Source organism: Rhizobium sp. Root149, from assembly GCF_001427345.1.
GTDB classification, from domain to species: Bacteria; Pseudomonadota; Alphaproteobacteria; order Rhizobiales; family Rhizobiaceae; genus Neorhizobium; species Neorhizobium rhizoryzae.
In genome coordinates this window covers 539345-553839 of sequence record NZ_LMGD01000021.1, presented here as the reverse complement: position 1 = coordinate 553839, position 14495 = coordinate 539345, and the positions used below count along the sequence as shown (strand labels likewise).

Genomic DNA, 14495 nt, shown 5'->3' with positions numbered 1-14495 from the left:
CGCTCACCGCGTTGGCGTCCGCCATTCGAAGCGGCCTTCGCCGTCATTGTCGGTCCACAGCGGAACCGCGCGACCGATGATCGAACTGGAAGGAATCGAGCCGAAATACCGACCGTCGAGGCTGTCGGGCACCTCCCAGTTCATCAGGAAAATCTCGCTGTCCGCGATCACGCGGCAGCCCTGCCAGACGGGCAGTGGTCGGCCAATGCGGTCGTGTTCGAGCGCCGTTCCCATCTCCACGTCATCGACCGTGATGAGGAGATTCATGCGGCACACGGTCTGTCCGGGCAGGCCCAGAACGCGCTTCAGGAGTGGCGTTCCGCGCGGCAGATAGCCGCCATCTGTCAGGAAGGTGGCGAGCGGTTCGGGCGCATCGACCGCAACCAGTTCGGTCACATCGAGGCCATCGGCCGGTTCGACGGTATAGAAGCCGATCGGCGCGCTGGCGGATGCGTTCCAAATTAGCTTCGGCCCGTTGGATACGAACGACAGCCCAGCAACGGCGAGCACGGAGAAATACGTCGTCATGACGTAGCCGAAGCGGGTCATGGAGCGATCCTCCGGCGCTTCAACCAGGCCCGATGCTGGTCGTGGCTGTAAGCGCGCGGTTGATGGCCGGCGGTCAGGCGGTTGTGGACGTGCCGCCAATAGTCGGGCGCTGCATCGGCAGGGGCGATGCCCATCGCCTCGATGGCGTCGACCAGGTGCAGCACAGTCTCGACTTTTGGCCAGCCTTCGATCTTCAGCAGAATGTCGCCGCCGGGACGCACGAAGGGCAGTGTCTGATAGGCCTCACCGGGTGCAATTGCGCGCACGATGTCGATGCGCGAAATGATCGTGCCGAAGTCGTTCGAAGCCCAGCGGACGAACGCGAAGATCGTGTCTGGCTGAAACGAAAGGATACGACGACGACGATCAAGGATTGTTTCGCGCGTATGCTGGCCGAACCTGATCCAGTATTCGATCTTCTTTTCGATCCACGTCAGTTCGACGTGGGTCAGGTGGTCTGGTGATACGGGCAACGGCACTGCGCTGCCGCGCATGCGGGAGGCCGCAGTGCCGGTCATGAAGGATCTCCTGAAGGTGGCGGGAATTCGCGCGCGAGCAGATCGCGCAGCATTTCCGTGACGGTTGTACCGCGCTCGAATGCGGTGATCTTGATGCGCCCGCGCAGCTCGGGCGTGATGTCGATGGTCAGTCGGGCGGTAAAGCCAGCGTCGCGAGACGGTAGAGACGGCGTCGCTTCCAGCGACTTGATCCAGCTTTCCGGATCAGCAGGACGCGCTGCAAAGCTACGCTTGCGGGGCTGGCCGGTCATGGCGCCAACCTCCGCACTTCGGCGGCGAGGGCTGCGATCTCGCGGGCGGCCGTGCTGTCATGGTTGGCTTCGATGACCAGGCGGCCAGACTGCGCCATGTCGGCGAAGGCGACACGCTGGCCGACGGTCGAAGTCAGCAAGGGCGGATCGTGATCCGCAAGCGTCTCGGCCGTCTCACGGGCGATGACGGTGCGGGCGCCGCAGCGGTTGAGGACGAAGCGGGCGACCAGCTGCGGGCGATAGATGCGCGCCTCGTTCAGAAGCGCCAGCATCTCGGCTGAAGCCCATCCGTCGAGCGGCGATGGTTGCACCGGGATCAGCACAAGATCGGCGGCGAGGAGAGCAGAGCGCATCAACCCGGCGACACGGGGCGGACCGTCGATGATGACATGATCGACATCACGGGCCAGCTCGGGCGCTTCCCGGTGCAGCGTGTCACGCGCAAGACCTACAATGCCAAACAGGCGTGGCAGGCCCTCGCGTGAGCGCTGCTGTGACCAGTCTAGTGCCGACCCCTGCGGATCGGCATCGATCAGGGTGACGCGCTTGCCTTTGGCCGCCCATTGACCGGCGAGATGTAGAGCGAGCGTCGTCTTTCCAACGCCGCCTTTCTGATTGAGGAGCGCGACAATCATTCCGCCCCTCCCGGCTCTTTGCCAAAGGAGAGTTTCAGGTTGTCGGAAGAAGACCGGTCAAGAAGGCCGGCTTCAAGGAAAGCCGGAGCAGAGGTGGAGTTTTCTCGGACTGATTTATTGGCTTTTTCAGGCCGGTCAGCGATGTTTTCCACATCGCGCGCGCGCTCTTCAGAGTTAGATTCTTGGTTAGACTCTAAGTTAAGGGCCGGATTTTGTGTTTTATTGTCGTAGGTTATGCCCGTTTTGGGTTCCCGATAGCACGAGCCCCCGGTTCCCGATAGCACGACACGTCGGGTTCCTGATAGCACGAGGCTATCCACAGATTGTCCACAGGGCGGTGACGGCTCAAAGGCGAGCAGATTGCGACCGCCGATTTCGGCCTCAAGGAAGAGCGTGTAGCCAGGCAATGGCTGGCGCCGGATGATGTCGCGCAGCTCGAAGGCGAAGCGCTTGAATGGCGACAGGCTGCCCGACTTCTGATGGAGATGTCGGAAGTCGAAGCGCCAGCCATTGCGCTGATGCCCGCCATGTTTGCGCACGATGCGGTAGAGCCAGCGGTCAAGGCCGCCGGTGAGATCGAAATAGGTGCGGTCGATCGTGAGGACGAGCGCGTCGTCGAGAACTGCGCGATAGAACCAGTCAGGCACGATCAGTTCGAGGCCCGCGGGCTTGCCGTAGCGGTCGGTGCGCTCCTGCCATTCGTTGATCCAGGAGAAGCGATGGCGGCGCCCTTCGGTCAGCTGGCGGATCGATGTCGCGACCGTCGTGGATTGCAAGCGATCCAGCGCTGCCTTCAGGCGCTGGTAATCGCGAAGCGAGACGCCACGACCGATAAAATTGAGGATTTCGTAGGGTGTGGCCGCCATGAGGCGCGAGGTGCGCAGGCCCTTGTCGCGGGCTTCAACGATCTGGCTCGCGGCCCAGATCAGGATGTCCGCATCCCAGATCGTGGCCATGCCATGATCGGGAACGGCTTCGACCCGGATCGAAACGCTACCGGCGACGAAATCGATTGGCGCGATTCGGTGAGATTTTGAGAGGGAGAAAAACGGATAGGCCATGAGATCCTGCGCGTCTCTTGGAGCGAAGTCGCCGGGGAGTGCGTGAAACAGATCGAGCTGTCCGCGCTCCGGGGATGGGCGATGTCGCGCCGTCATGATGAGGGGAACCGCGTGGATCAGCGGGCGTGACGGCTGGCATGGACTGCCGGCGTGGTCTCATGGCGCTTGGCCGGAAGGACGCTGCCGCGTGGATCGGACGTCGACGTGACGGCACCGCGCCCGGCCCAGGCCTGCAGCTCATCAATGGCGTAAACGACGCGACCGCCTAACTTGCGATAGGAGGGCCCCGTTCCGTAGGTGCGATGCTTTTCCAGCGTGCGAGCTGAGAGACTGAGAAACTCGGCGGCTTCCTTGGTGCGAAGGAAGCGGGGCGGGAGTGTCGCAAGATCGGATTTCATGGTGGCCTCCGTGGGGTTCTCTGGAGCCGCCGGTGTTCGGCGGTGGACGAGGGCCACGATGGCGGAGAACAATTGGCTGGGGGGAGTGCGAACTTGAGGTGGCCAAAATCGCACACCCCGGGTCGTGATAAAGGTCAGTTGCGGCGGCGGTGGCGTAAGAGCTTGCGATATCCGCCATTGATCATGGCGAAGCCATCCTTGACCAGATCAAGGACCGCGTCGCGTAAAGCGGATGTTTTCCAAGGTTCGGCCGCGACCCGTTCGACTCCGAAAATGACTTCGGCAATTTCGCGATAGTCGGCGTGGTTCATGCGACCATCGACGGCGCGCAGCATGTTTTTCAGTCGGCGGCGCTGCTGAGCGGTCATCCGGGTGTCGGGTGGCACCTTGTGGCCGTGTAGCTTTCGCCATAGTCGAGACAGAGCGTCGATCCTGTCGAGGCCTACGGCATCAAGGGGAACGTGGGCGCTGATCGGTTGGCCGGGCTGAAGGCTATCAAGCAGGATCAGATGTATGTGTCCTGTGCCGGCTTCGTAAGACAAGTGCAGTCCGTCGATAGCAGGCTGTGAACTTGAAGGATGCAGATCCGACGAAAAACGCGGATCGGTAAGGACCATCTCTGGCGATGGCCCAATATGCAGGGCGCTAGTGTTGGTTTCAGCCGTCCAGAAGACGTTTTGTTGGAGACCGGTTAGGCTGGGCCGCGCAAGGAAATCGCAACCCCCACCCGGAAGAAATGCGTGCAACCTCATGAGGTTGCTTTGCTGAACCGACAGACGCTAGGAAGTCCTTCTGATAGAGGGGGCTACGGCGCAAGCACTCCCATGCAAGATTGTTGGCATCGACCTCGTCCATGAAGTCATATTGCGTTGATGTCCGCCATTCTCTTGTATCGGGTACCATTAACAACTTCCCGTACTGACTGAATACACGTCTGCCGGAATTGATTGCGGGGATTAGAGAGCCTGCATAGATCAGGAAAGAGCAACAGGTGTTGTCGTTGCGGCAACGGCCCCAGCTAATTCGGCAACCCACGGCGTAACTGGCGGTAGCCGTGCTGGGTCATCCAGTGAGCGCGAGCGAGGTGGCTGTCATGAACACGACGTGCCCGCTCGGGTTCGCTGTCAGGGCAGATTTGAAAGAGGATTTCGACGGCTTCCTGCCAGGAGGCGCCGTCGTTCTCGGCATCGAGGAGTCGCATATAGAGTTTAATGTGCTGGCGGTCATACTCGGTGAGCGCTGGGCCTTCAGGGGCTTGATCGATATAATCGAGTTTCGTCATCGAGAGCGCTGCTGTGCTCTTTATTTAGGTTGATATTTGAATTGGATTGGTATCACGATAATGTGACGCAAAAAAAGGTCTCTGCGGCGCCAGTAAGACGACGGCAATCAAAGCTAGCCACGTTTCGCAGATTCCTGCCCATCGACAATCATCACTCCTTCGTTGCGCCCCGAATTTATGAAGACAATGCCTTCGGCTTCGAGCGCCCTGCGTATCTGATCGCTGGTGCTTTCGAACACGCGCATTCCTATCGCCGACTCCATGCGCTTAAGCGCGGTCAGCGATACTTTGGCCTTGTCCGCGAGCATCTCCTGCGTCCAGCCGAGCAATGCGCGCGCGGCCCGTGTTTGTCGGGCGGTGATCATGCATGATCACCTCCCACCAGCTCAGTCCTTCACGCCAGAACTACGGCTATTATAGTCGTAGTTTTCCAGAAAGGCGACCTGAAATCGCTGTTCTGCGCAGCAAAGTCCGGGAATGTGCAGGGAGTGATTCGTTCGCGGCAACAGCGCAATACGAGGTAAAAAAGAAGCCCGGCGGCTCTTGCCGCCGGGCTCTCCGGCTCCCGCTCAGAACGGGATGTCCTCGTCGTCAATGAACTTGCCTTCGCTGTTTTCGGTCTGCTTCACCCGGCTAAGGAAGTCTACTGTCTCGGCGATGATTTCGCAGCCGTAGCGATCGACGCCCTGTTGGTCGGTCCATTTGGTGTAATGGATGCGGCCGCGGACCAGAACCTTCATTCCCGTGCTGCAATGTTCGTCGATGGTCTTGCCGAGGCCGTTGAATGCGGTGATGCGGTGCCATTCGGTGTCCTGAACCCGGTGGCCGTTTTCGTCGCGGACGACCTTGCCTTCGGAGTAGCGGGGACGCGAGGTGGCGAGGGTGAAGTGGGTGATCTTGGTGCCGCCCTGGGTCGAGCGGGTTTCTGGGGTCTGACCGATGTTGCCGGCGAGAATGACGATGTTCTGCATTTTAGTGCTCCGTTGCTTCCGTCCGAGGGACCGTCCCTCCGACGAGACCCGGCCAAGTCCCGTCGGGAGACTCTGGCATCGACGCTTCAGCGGAGACTTGACCCCCAAGGCCCGGAGTGGTGCGGGCAGGCGCTTTGCGCCAACTCGGTACGGAGCTGCGGGGGTTGCTGGTGGAAACAGAACGGGCTTAGGGGATCAGTCAGTCGGAGGGATATGTCCTTCGGCGAAGCTTGCCTCGGAGCAATGTGCAGAACCTTCGTGTTTCCCGGCAATCTGGTGGCGTGACCAGTATCTGACCTGCGTTACTGGGGAGAAGTTCCACACGATGCTTTTCGCGCCGTGTCTCTTCTTACGGAGGGCATGGTTCCCGGAGACAGAGGCTGGCATTGGTGTGGCAGAAGGACTGCATCATTGACGCTACCGGCTGCACGGAGGATATGGGCAACGGGAGAGGTTCTGGATCGCCACCGCAGCCCGCCACGAACATGGCGACAAACAGCCTGACGATGCTGTCGCCTCACAGATTGGCGTCGACCGAGTTGTCGTCTGCGGGCCGAGAAGACCATCTGATGCGACAGGCAGCTTCGACGGAAAATTATGCGGTTCGGCTTTGAACGGGAGCCGGAGAGCCCGGCGGCCATTGCCGTTGGGGCTGGTCCCTGGAGAGCTTGTGCCTGCTCAAGTTGGAGATCAGCGTGAAAGGGCGCTTTCCCCGATGGCATTGAGGTTCAGCATGGCCGCAATACCGATGAACAGGCCGCCCGCGCCACCAAGCAAGTTGAGGGCGATGGTCGAGTCGATCGCATTCTTGGTGATGCCGTAAACGAGCGCGTAGCCAGCGATGGCGGCAGGGACGGCGAAGATCGCAAGCGCGACGAGCCGCAGGGCCGGATTTTTCGCGAAGGCCAGAACGGCGATGACTAATCCGATTGAGAGCAGCGCGGCGACGGTGGCTGCGAAGCCCGACATCAGGAAACCGCCTCCTGTTCCATAGACATGCTGAAATGCCGTGAGCCCGACCATAAATGGCAAGGCGTAGATAGCAAAATTGAAGGCAATCACGCAGAGCGCGATCGAGAGGGAGATGGCGAGCAGGATCAGCGTCATGGAAACCTCCACATGATCGATTGAGTGATCACGACAGGCTACCCGAGGATACGCTCCGCCTGCGACTATGCCAATTACCGTTGCTTCAATAAGTCGCTAGTTGAGCCAGATCAGTAGGTCGCCGTCAAGTGCTAGTGCTTGCTTCACCGGAATGTCGGTGACTGTCTGACCCGAGAAGTTTGGGTATTTACTTGGCGTTCGAGCGGCTCGCAGAGCCTGAAACGGAAAGCGCCCGGCTGCTATCAATTCGTGATTTCCGCAAATCAGAGGACGACAGAATATAATTCTAGCGCTTTGTTACATCCACCAAGACGTTTTTATGGAAATGCCGAAAAGCGCGCTTATCTTTGTGATGTAGCGATATGGAGAAGGCGATGATCAATGCTGGCGATTCCGGCGCGAGCTACACCATCAGAGATGGCCTCCGGACAGAGCACCGAGCGATTGCCGCGGCGGGCTACTGGGAGGCCTTCTCGCGTAAACTCCGCTATCCGCTAGGCCCAGAGAACAAGGCCCTTGTCTTTCTTGAACGGGTTTTCGACGCCGACCATGCCATCAGTGCGGTTTCACGGGACGGTGCCTTTCTGGGCGTTGCTGGCTTCAAGACACCGGCTGGCGCCTTTGTCGGTGGTGGTTTGGAGGAAATGGCCAAGGTCTATGGCTGGCTCGGCAGTGTCGCTCGAGGCTGGCTGATTGGCATTCTGGAACGAAAGTGCGAGCCCGGCACGCTGTTGATGGACGGAATCTTTGTGCGTCCGGAAGCTCGCAGCCTTGGTGTCGGGTCGGCGTTGCTCGAAGCGATAGAGCGTCGTGCCGTGGCGAACGGATTGAAGCAGGTTCGCCTGGACGTGATCGACGAGAACCCCAGGGCGCGGGTTCTCTATCAGTCGCGAGGCTTCGAGGCGCGATCCCACGTTTCGATGAGCGCTCTGAAACCTGTATTCGGATTTCGGTCTACGACGACGATGATAAAGACCGTCGGCTAATCTGGCCTCGATGACCGGCGGCGTTGCGGTCAAACGAGGCGCTTGATGACAGGCGGCGCTTTACGCGCCGCCGTCGAACTTCATGACCGGAATACCAAGCTTGCGGGCCTTGTCCGCGAGGTTCTCCTGAATACCCGTACCGGCAAAGACCATGACGCCCACGGGCAGGACGTTGAGCATGGCGTCGTTGCGCTTGAATGGCGCAGCCTTCGCATGCTTCGTCCAGTCGGGCTTGAAGGCAACCTGCGGAACTTTGCGATTGTCGGCCCATTTTGCCGCGATCAGCTCGGCGCCCTTCGGTGATCCCCCGTGCAGCAGCACCATATCGGGGTGCTTGGCGTGGACCTGATCGAGCTTGACCCAAATCATGCGGTGATCGTTGAAGTCGAGACCGCCCGTGAAGGCGACCTTGGGACCGGCTGGCAGCATCACCTCGGTTTCAGCCCGGCGCTTGGCGGCGAGGAAGTCCCGGCTGTCGATCATTGCTGAGGTCAGGTTGCGATGGTTGACCATCGATCCGGAGCGCGGCCGCCAGGCCGATCCGGTGTGGCGCTCGAATTGCTCGGCGGCGACGTCGCGGAAGAGTTCCATGCTGTTGCGCCGCTCAAGGAAGGTCTGCCCCTCTGCCGTCAAGCGCTCCAGCTCGACCGATTTCACCTCCGAGCCGTCCTGTTCCCTCTGGCCGCGACGTTGTGCCTGCTCGTTATCGTCGAGTTCGCGTTCGATCCGGGCGGTGGCGCGGTGGAAGAGATTGACGGTCGACCAGAGAAGCTCGTCAAGGTCGGGTTCGAGGCGGGTGTCGCCGAGGGTGACGATCAGGGCGTCGAAGATGTCGGCGACGGCGCCGGCGACGGCATTGCCTTCGGGAAGCGGCCTTGGGTCGGGTTCATCCTGAAACGGACGGTAGCCGTAGAGTTGGAGTTCGGTGAGGATGTGATCGGTAGGGGATGAGGTGTGCGGCGGCTCGAAGCCTGCGTCATCGTAGTCGGTCATCATGGTGTTCGCCCTTGTCGGATCGACCGCGCCCATCGCGGCCTTCGTGGCGACGAAAGCCGTCGAGCGGGCCGGACTGGCACCCGGAGCGCAGCGATGGGCCTGATGGCAAAGTCAGGCTATTTTGCTTCGCGCTGCAAAGGCGGGCTTGCCCGCCGGCGGAAAATAGCCGGGCGCCGCCATTGCCTTTCCGGCCCGTTTGACGGCCGATCGCCCTCTCAGAAGGCCGTGGGCTGCGGCTCTTGCGACCATTGAGCGGACATCCTGACCGGATACGGCAGGTTTCGGGCGGCCGTAGGCCTTAACCCCGGCACCACCGACGCGTTCTCACGCTGCCAGAAAACGGTCGACGTCTTCAGGCGCGACCTGAACTCGCAAGGCCGCGCGCAGAGCATCGATGCCGAGCTGGCGCAAATCCTCATTGAAGTCTCCGAGCATTGATGACAGGACAACCGCCTCGATCCCGACGCTTCTCGCCCGTTCGACCAGGCTGTCTCGCGCGCCATCGCCTGCCGGATCGGAATCGCGCACGATATAGAGCCTCCGCAGCGTCGTGGGGAACAGGATGGCGGCAAGGTGAGCGGCAGAGAGCGCCGCCAACATCGGCATATTGGGAAGACCTGAGCGTGCCGATAGCACGGTTTCGATCCCTTCGCCGGCCGCCAGGACGTCCTGCGCCATACCGAAGCGGACGCCGTGCCCCAAGAGATTGCCCATCGCCCGCCGAGGTGTTTCGACAGGGGCTTTCTCGCTGCCATCGGGCAGGAGCCAGGTGCGATGCGCGCCGGTCTGGATGCCGCCAAGGTCGGTGACGGCAGCGATCATCGCGGGCCATGTCTCGGTCGGTCCGCCGCCTTCGGGCCGATAGTAGCAGCGGGGGTGGAAGCGGAGGCTTCCGGTATCGTGCAAAGCCGTAATCGCACGTTTCCGTAAGTGCGTTTCCACGACTGTCCGGGAAATCGGCTGTGCCATCGCAAACAGACGCCGTGCTGCTTCCGGCGATCCGGTCGGTGCCGTCCCCGAACGGGGTTTGGGAGCGGGATCAGGCTCGTGCCTTGGCAGGCTAAGGAAGGAACGGGCTTCTTCGGCAACGTCCTTGAAGTCGACGAGGCCGCAGCTCTCACGGATGATGTCGAGCAGATCGCCATGTTCGCCGGTTGCGGCGTCAGTGTATTTGCCCGCGGCACCCTTGCCCGATTCCGGACCGGTCAGTCGCACGAACATCGAACGGCCCGGACTGTTCTGCGCATTGCCGACCACCCAGTATCGCCCGGCGCGATGGCCGTTCGACAGATAGTGTTTGCACACCGCCTCGGCCTCTCGGCCGAGGCGGTGTGCAAGTTCGGAGGCGTCATGGCGAGCCATCTATGCGGCCTCCCGTTCGCCGATGCGCTGAACGGGATAGCGTTCCAGCACCTTGGCGAGGATGGCCGGGCCGGATGCATCTGTGGGGATGAACATCCGCAGCTTCCACGAGATGATCTCGTGGAACAGCCCATAGGCGTGAAGTCGGTCGCGCATGACGTCGGTGAAGCCCGACAGTTCGATGCGGTTGGCGCCCATGACGCGGCTGCGCCGAAGCTGAAGCCCCTCGGTGAGATCTAGGATGGTCTTGCCGTCCACCAGCGCCACGAAGGCGTCGTCCGGCGTCAGTGTCGATGTACCGGTGGCCATGGCACCCGCGACCCAGGCGGGCGAGACGCGGCGGCCGACGATGCGCTCACCGTCATCGGTCTGGAGCCGGTACACCCGCGTCGAGTCATTCGGCAGGCGCTTCCAGATCGGCAGCAGGAGGCCGCTGACGACGTGGATGGTGCTGTCGACGAACTCAGGAACCTCCGCGATCTCGGCGTTCCAGGCCGATGCGAACACGGTCTGGTCTACCTCGATCCAATGGGTCTCGCCCATCATCTTGACCGGAATGTTATGCGCCTCCATCGGCCGGATCAGCCGGACGCGCCGTTCAATCTCGCCGTCGTCCAGCATGACGCTGGTGGTCGGGATCTGGACGGCGGCGCGGCCCGACCGTTCATTGATCAGCAGCTTCGCCCGAGGATCGGCAGCCAGGTCGAGCGCCTCGGTGAGCGTGACCGGACGGTTGCGCTCGCGCTGCGTGATGGTGAGCAAGCGGGCCTCGGCGCCGGTGCCGGGATGGACATGGATGGTCTGGCGGTCGGTGACGACGAAGCTTTCCGCCCGCAGCGTTTCCAGCCCGACATCATAGCTGCCGGACGCGATGGCACCCTCGATCTTGGCGTTCAGCAATTGCTCGAAGGCCGTGAACAGGACGCCCTGCAGGTCGATGGTCAGCGCCAGCAGGCGGTTGAGGAAGGTGGTGATTGGCGGCAGCTCGTCCTTGATGCCGGTGTCGTCCATCAGCTTGAGGCCGGTGGCGTCCTCGAACATCTGGAGCGAGCAGCCTTCGACCTTGCCACGCACCAGCAGGAGATAGAGCTGGCGCAGAGCGTCGCGGGCATAATGCGATTCCAGATTGTCCTCGGGCCGGAACAGGCCCTGACCGCCGGTCTGGCGCTGGCCGCGCGTGATCGCGCCCAGCGTGTCGAGGCGGCGGGCGATCGTCGAGAGGAACCGCTTTTCCGCCTTCACGTCGGTCGAGATCGGCCGGAACAGTGGCGGTTGCGCCTGATTGGTCCGGTTGGTGCGGCCCAACCCCTGAATCGCGGCGTCGGCCTTCCAGCCGGGTTCGAGGAGATAATGGACACGCAGCCGCTGGTTCCTCGCGTTGAGATCGGCGTGGTAGCTTCGACCTGTGCCGCCCGCGTCCGAGAAGATCAGGATGTGTTTCTGGTCGTCCATGAAAGCGGCGGTTTCCGCCAGGTTGGCGGATGCGGCACGGTTCTCGACGGCGAGGCGATCGACACCGCCGGGGCTAGCCCTTCGGACGATCCGCCGCGAACGCCCCGTCACTTCGGCCACGATGTCGGTTCCGAAGCGCTGGACGATCTGGTCGAGCGCGCCCGGGACGGGAGGCAGGGAGGCCAGCTTCTCGATCAGCCGGTCGCGGCGGGCGACGGCTTCGCGGCTCTCGACGGGCTGGCCATCGCGAAAGACCGGACGCGACGACATATTGCCCTCGCTGTCGGTGAAGGGTTCGTAGAGCTGCACCGGGAAGGAATGGGCAAGGTAGTCCAGGACGTATTCCCTCGGAGTGATGTCCACGCGGACGTCGTTCCACTCCTCGGTCGGCAGCTCGGCCAGCCTGCGTTCCATCAGGGCCTCGCCCGTTGACACGATCTGGATCACGGCGGCATGGCCGTCCGCCAGATCGCGTTCGATCGAACGGATCAGCGTCGGCGTCTTCATGCTGGTGAGCAGATGGCCGAAGAACCGCTGCTTGGCGGATTCAAAGGCCGAGCGGGCGGCGGACTTGGCCTGCCGGTTCAGGGTGCCGGAACCGCTGTCGCCGCCGGTGATGTTGGCGGCCTGCATCGCGGCGTCGAGATTGTTATGGATGACGGCGAAGGCGCCAGCATAAGCGTCGTATATGCGGGTCTGTTCCGGCGTGAGCTGGTGCTCAACCAGCTCGTATTCGACGCCATCGTAGGAGAGCGAGCGGGCCGTGTAGAGACCGAGCGCCCGAAGATCGCGGGCGAGAACCTCCATGGCGGCAACGCCGCCTGCTTCGATGGCCTCGACGAATTCCGCCCTAGTCGAGAACGGGAAGTCCTCGCCGCCCCAAAGGCCGAGCCGCTGGGCATAGGCGAGATTGTGGACGGTGGTCGCGCCGGTCGCGGAGACATAGACGACGCGCGCGTTCGGCAGGGCGTGCTGGAGGCGAAGCCCGGCGCGACCCTGCTGCGACGCGGCGACATCACCACGTTCTACCTTGCCGCCTGCGGCGTTCTGCATGGCGTGGCTTTCGTCGAAAATGATCACTCCATCGAAGTCGGAGCCCAACCATTCGACGATTTGCCGGACGCGCGAAACCTTCTCCCCGCGCTCGTCGGAGCGTAGCGTGGCATAGGTCGTAAACAGGATGCCTTCCGGTAGCCGAATGTTCTTGCCCTGCGGGAAGCGTGACAAAGGCGTGACCAGCAGGCGCTCCATGCCGAGCGCCGACCAGTCTCGTTGCGCGTCTTCCAGGAGCTTGTCGGACTTGGAGATCCAGACGGCCTTGCGGCGGCCCTGCATCCAGTTGTCGAGGATGATCCCCGCCGATTGTCGACCTTTACCGGCGCCGGTGCCGTCGCCAAGCATAAAACCGCGACGGAAGCGCACGGCGTTTGCGGCATCTTCGGCTGCTGCGGAGACGAGATCGAAGGTCTCGTCCAGCGTCCATGATCCGGCGAGGAAGTCGGCATGGGCCTCGCCGGCATAGATGACGGTTTCGAGCTGGGCGTCGGACAGGATGCCATCGGCGGCGATGCTGGCCGGGAGGCGTGGACGATAGCTCGGCTTCGGCGGCGCGACGCTGGACATGGCCGCCGACTGCACCAGTTTGGTGGGATGGGCCTGAGATCCGGGAATACGGATTGCCTGCAATCCGTATTCTTCATAAATCGCATCGGTGATCCGGCCGTCCTCGGCAGCGGTCCAGTCGAGGGTCTCGTAGGCGAGTTCGACGCCTTCCGGTTCGGAGAGGCTGCGAGCGGGGCTGGAAGCGGCTGCGCGTGCCAGATAGCCGCGAACCGAGCGCGGTGCATCGGCGGTTGTGGCGGCAGGAACGGCGACGGAGGCATCAAACGGCAGGCGCGTGGGCACATGCTCCGCGATCCAGCCGATCAGTGTGGCGACATCGGGCGCGATCCCCGGCGAAGCCGGAAACGCGGCCGGGTCGTCGGCGGGCAATTTGTCGATGACCGTCAGGCGCGTGTCGATGGTGGTGCCATGCTTGGCATAGACGGAGCCGTCGATGGAGGCGGTGAACACCACGCGGCCGTGTTCCTGAAGCCGGATGAAGGCGTCGCGCCAGGCCGGCGTGTCGGGTGCGAAACTCGATCCGGTGATTGTCACCAGCCGCCCGCCGTCAGCCAGACGCGCCAGCGCCGAGGCGACGTGACGATAGGCGGCCTCTGCCATGCGGCCGGAGACATTGGCCATCACCGAGAATGGCGGGTTCATCAGCACGACGGTCGGAACGAGCGCGGGGTCGAGATGATCGTGGATCTGTGCCGCATCGAAACGGCTGAGAGCAATGGCCGGAAAGAGGTGGGAGAGAAGGTCGGCGCGGGTGTCGGCCAGCTCGTTGAGGACGAGCGATCCGCCGGCGATCTCGGCCAGGATGGCGAGCAGGCCGGTGCCTGCGGAGGGTTCCAGAATGCGGTCGGAGGGCGTGATGGCGGCGGCCGTCGCTGCGATCAGTCCGAGCGGGATCGGCGTCGAGAACTGCTGGAAGGTCTGGCTTTCTTCCGAGCGGCGCGTGTGGGTGGGGAGAAGCCCGGCGATCTTCGTCAGCAGCGGCAGGCTGGCCGCCTGAGAACCGGCTTTGCGGAAAAGTGCCTTTCCGTATTTGCGCAAGAAGAGGACGATCGCGGCCTCACAGGCCTCATAGGCGGTCTTCCAGTTCCAGGCGCCGGTTGCGTCGGACGCGCCGAAGGCGGTTTCCATCGCGCCGCGCAGCGTGGCGGCGTCGACGCGCTGGCCGCGCTCGAGATAGGGGAGAAGGAGAAGCCCGGCCTGATGGATGGCGGAGCCGGTATCGACGGCAGGGATGATCGGGGCCGCCGGAAGCGGTGCGGCGACGGAAGCGTGGGTCATGGGAGGAACCTCGGAGAGCGGGAACG

The 14495-nt window shown here is 62.5% G+C and carries 16 protein-coding genes; 1 reads left to right on the top strand and 15 read right to left on the bottom strand.

The features are described 5' to 3' along the window. Positions 1–3 precede the first annotated feature (3 nt). From ASD54_RS18035 to ASD54_RS17980, 12 genes are all read right to left on the bottom strand, one after another. Positions 4–549 (bottom strand): S26 family signal peptidase, encoded by a 546-nt coding sequence (locus tag ASD54_RS18035; protein WP_062425026.1) that lies wholly within the window; start codon positions 547–549, stop codon positions 4–6. Beyond that, positions 546–1067: a DUF2840 domain-containing protein gene (locus tag ASD54_RS18030; RefSeq protein ID WP_062425025.1), complete on the bottom strand. Its 522-nt coding sequence runs from the start codon at positions 1065–1067 to the stop codon at positions 546–548. Before ASD54_RS18030 ends, ASD54_RS18035 begins: the two co-directional genes overlap by 4 nt. Beyond that, positions 1064–1318: a hypothetical protein gene (locus ASD54_RS18025; RefSeq protein WP_062425024.1), complete on the bottom strand. Its 255-nt coding sequence runs from the start codon at positions 1316–1318 to the stop codon at positions 1064–1066. Before ASD54_RS18025 ends, ASD54_RS18030 begins: the two co-directional genes overlap by 4 nt. After that, entirely contained in the window at positions 1315–1953 is a 639-nt protein-coding gene (parA, locus tag ASD54_RS18020) for a ParA family partition ATPase (RefSeq protein WP_062425023.1), read from the bottom strand. The genes ASD54_RS18025 and parA overlap by 4 nt, the downstream gene beginning before the upstream one ends. Beyond that, positions 1950–3110 carry a replication initiator protein A gene (locus ASD54_RS18015; protein WP_082546386.1) on the bottom strand — a complete coding sequence of 387 codons (1161 nt, stop codon included), beginning with the start codon at positions 3108–3110 and terminating at the stop codon, positions 1950–1952. The genes parA and ASD54_RS18015 overlap by 4 nt, the downstream gene beginning before the upstream one ends. Positions 3111–3130: 20 nt before the next feature. After that, a complete protein-coding gene (locus ASD54_RS18010) occupies positions 3131–3412 on the bottom strand; it encodes a helix-turn-helix domain-containing protein (protein ID WP_062425021.1) in 282 nt (93 codons plus the stop codon). Between the two features lie 134 nt (positions 3413–3546). Continuing rightward, a complete protein-coding gene (locus ASD54_RS26245) occupies positions 3547–3954 on the bottom strand; it encodes a DUF2285 domain-containing protein (protein ID WP_235972491.1) in 408 nt (135 codons plus the stop codon). Positions 3955–4069: 115 nt separating this feature from the next. Then, positions 4070–4267, bottom strand: coding sequence for a DUF6499 domain-containing protein (locus tag ASD54_RS27325; protein WP_235972500.1), 198 nt, complete (start codon positions 4265–4267; stop codon positions 4070–4072). A 163-nt stretch (positions 4268–4430) separates the two neighbouring features. After that, positions 4431–4694 (bottom strand): DUF2285 domain-containing protein, encoded by a 264-nt coding sequence (locus ASD54_RS18000; protein WP_062425019.1) that lies wholly within the window; start codon positions 4692–4694, stop codon positions 4431–4433. A 113-nt stretch (positions 4695–4807) separates the two neighbouring features. Then, on the bottom strand, positions 4808–5059 hold the full coding sequence (locus ASD54_RS17995) for a helix-turn-helix transcriptional regulator (RefSeq protein WP_062425018.1): 252 nt from the start codon (positions 5057–5059) through the stop codon (positions 4808–4810). 204 nt (positions 5060–5263) lie between these two features. Continuing rightward, the gene (locus tag ASD54_RS17990) at positions 5264–5665 is read right to left on the bottom strand and encodes a single-stranded DNA-binding protein (RefSeq protein ID WP_062425017.1); all 402 of its coding nucleotides are present in this window, start codon (positions 5663–5665) and stop codon (positions 5264–5266) included. Between the two features lie 690 nt (positions 5666–6355). Next, the gene (locus tag ASD54_RS17980; RefSeq protein WP_062425016.1) at positions 6356–6772 is read right to left on the bottom strand and encodes a hypothetical protein; all 417 of its coding nucleotides are present in this window, start codon (positions 6770–6772) and stop codon (positions 6356–6358) included. Between the two features lie 374 nt (positions 6773–7146). Here ASD54_RS17980 and ASD54_RS17975 point away from each other — a divergent pair, with 374 nt between their 5' ends. Continuing rightward, positions 7147–7758 carry a GNAT family N-acetyltransferase gene (locus ASD54_RS17975; protein WP_062425061.1) on the top strand — a complete coding sequence of 204 codons (612 nt, stop codon included), beginning with the start codon at positions 7147–7149 and terminating at the stop codon, positions 7756–7758. A 60-nt stretch (positions 7759–7818) separates the two neighbouring features. On the opposite strand, the gene ASD54_RS17970 is transcribed toward ASD54_RS17975, so the two are convergent. The 3 genes from ASD54_RS17970 to ASD54_RS17960 all read right to left on the bottom strand — a co-directional run bounded on the left by ASD54_RS17970 (position 7819) and on the right by ASD54_RS17960 (position 14469). Further along, positions 7819–8754 carry a DUF2493 domain-containing protein gene (locus ASD54_RS17970; RefSeq protein ID WP_062425060.1) on the bottom strand — a complete coding sequence of 312 codons (936 nt, stop codon included), beginning with the start codon at positions 8752–8754 and terminating at the stop codon, positions 7819–7821. Positions 8755–9078: 324 nt separating this feature from the next. Then, positions 9079–10116, bottom strand: a complete 1038-nt coding sequence (locus tag ASD54_RS17965; RefSeq protein WP_062425015.1) for a toprim domain-containing protein — start codon at positions 10114–10116, stop codon at positions 9079–9081. Beyond that, positions 10117–14469, bottom strand: coding sequence for a strawberry notch family protein (locus tag ASD54_RS17960; RefSeq protein ID WP_062425014.1), 4353 nt, complete (start codon positions 14467–14469; stop codon positions 10117–10119). It lies immediately after the preceding gene. Between the last annotated feature and the right edge of the window lie 26 nt (positions 14470–14495).

Excerpts from the sequence above, each read along its gene's own strand:
- ASD54_RS18035 (WP_062425026.1), bottom strand. The coding sequence starts at position 549 with ATGACCCGCTTCGGCTACGTCATGACGACGTATTTCTCCGTGCTCGCC.
- ASD54_RS18030 (WP_062425025.1), bottom strand. The coding sequence starts at position 1,067 with ATGACCGGCACTGCGGCCTCCCGCATGCGCGGCAGCGCAGTGCCGTTG.
- ASD54_RS18025 (WP_062425024.1), bottom strand. The coding sequence starts at position 1,318 with ATGACCGGCCAGCCCCGCAAGCGTAGCTTTGCAGCGCGTCCTGCTGAT.
- parA (WP_062425023.1), bottom strand. The coding sequence starts at position 1,953 with ATGATTGTCGCGCTCCTCAATCAGAAAGGCGGCGTTGGAAAGACGACG.
- ASD54_RS18015 (WP_082546386.1), bottom strand. The coding sequence starts at position 3,110 with ATGACGGCGCGACATCGCCCATCCCCGGAGCGCGGACAGCTCGATCTG.
- ASD54_RS18010 (WP_062425021.1), bottom strand. The coding sequence starts at position 3,412 with ATGAAATCCGATCTTGCGACACTCCCGCCCCGCTTCCTTCGCACCAAG.
- ASD54_RS27325 (WP_235972500.1), bottom strand. The coding sequence starts at position 4,267 with ATGGACGAGGTCGATGCCAACAATCTTGCATGGGAGTGCTTGCGCCGT.
- ASD54_RS18000 (WP_062425019.1), bottom strand. The coding sequence starts at position 4,694 with ATGACGAAACTCGATTATATCGATCAAGCCCCTGAAGGCCCAGCGCTC.
- ASD54_RS17995 (WP_062425018.1), bottom strand. The coding sequence starts at position 5,059 with ATGATCACCGCCCGACAAACACGGGCCGCGCGCGCATTGCTCGGCTGG.
- ASD54_RS17990 (WP_062425017.1), bottom strand. The coding sequence starts at position 5,665 with ATGCAGAACATCGTCATTCTCGCCGGCAACATCGGTCAGACCCCAGAA.
- ASD54_RS17980 (WP_062425016.1), bottom strand. The coding sequence starts at position 6,772 with ATGACGCTGATCCTGCTCGCCATCTCCCTCTCGATCGCGCTCTGCGTG.
- ASD54_RS17975 (WP_062425061.1), top strand. The coding sequence starts at position 7,147 with ATGATCAATGCTGGCGATTCCGGCGCGAGCTACACCATCAGAGATGGC.
- ASD54_RS17970 (WP_062425060.1), bottom strand. The coding sequence starts at position 8,754 with ATGATGACCGACTACGATGACGCAGGCTTCGAGCCGCCGCACACCTCA.
- ASD54_RS17965 (WP_062425015.1), bottom strand. The coding sequence starts at position 10,116 with ATGGCTCGCCATGACGCCTCCGAACTTGCACACCGCCTCGGCCGAGAG.
- ASD54_RS17960 (WP_062425014.1), bottom strand. The coding sequence starts at position 14,469 with ATGACCCACGCTTCCGTCGCCGCACCGCTTCCGGCGGCCCCGATCATC.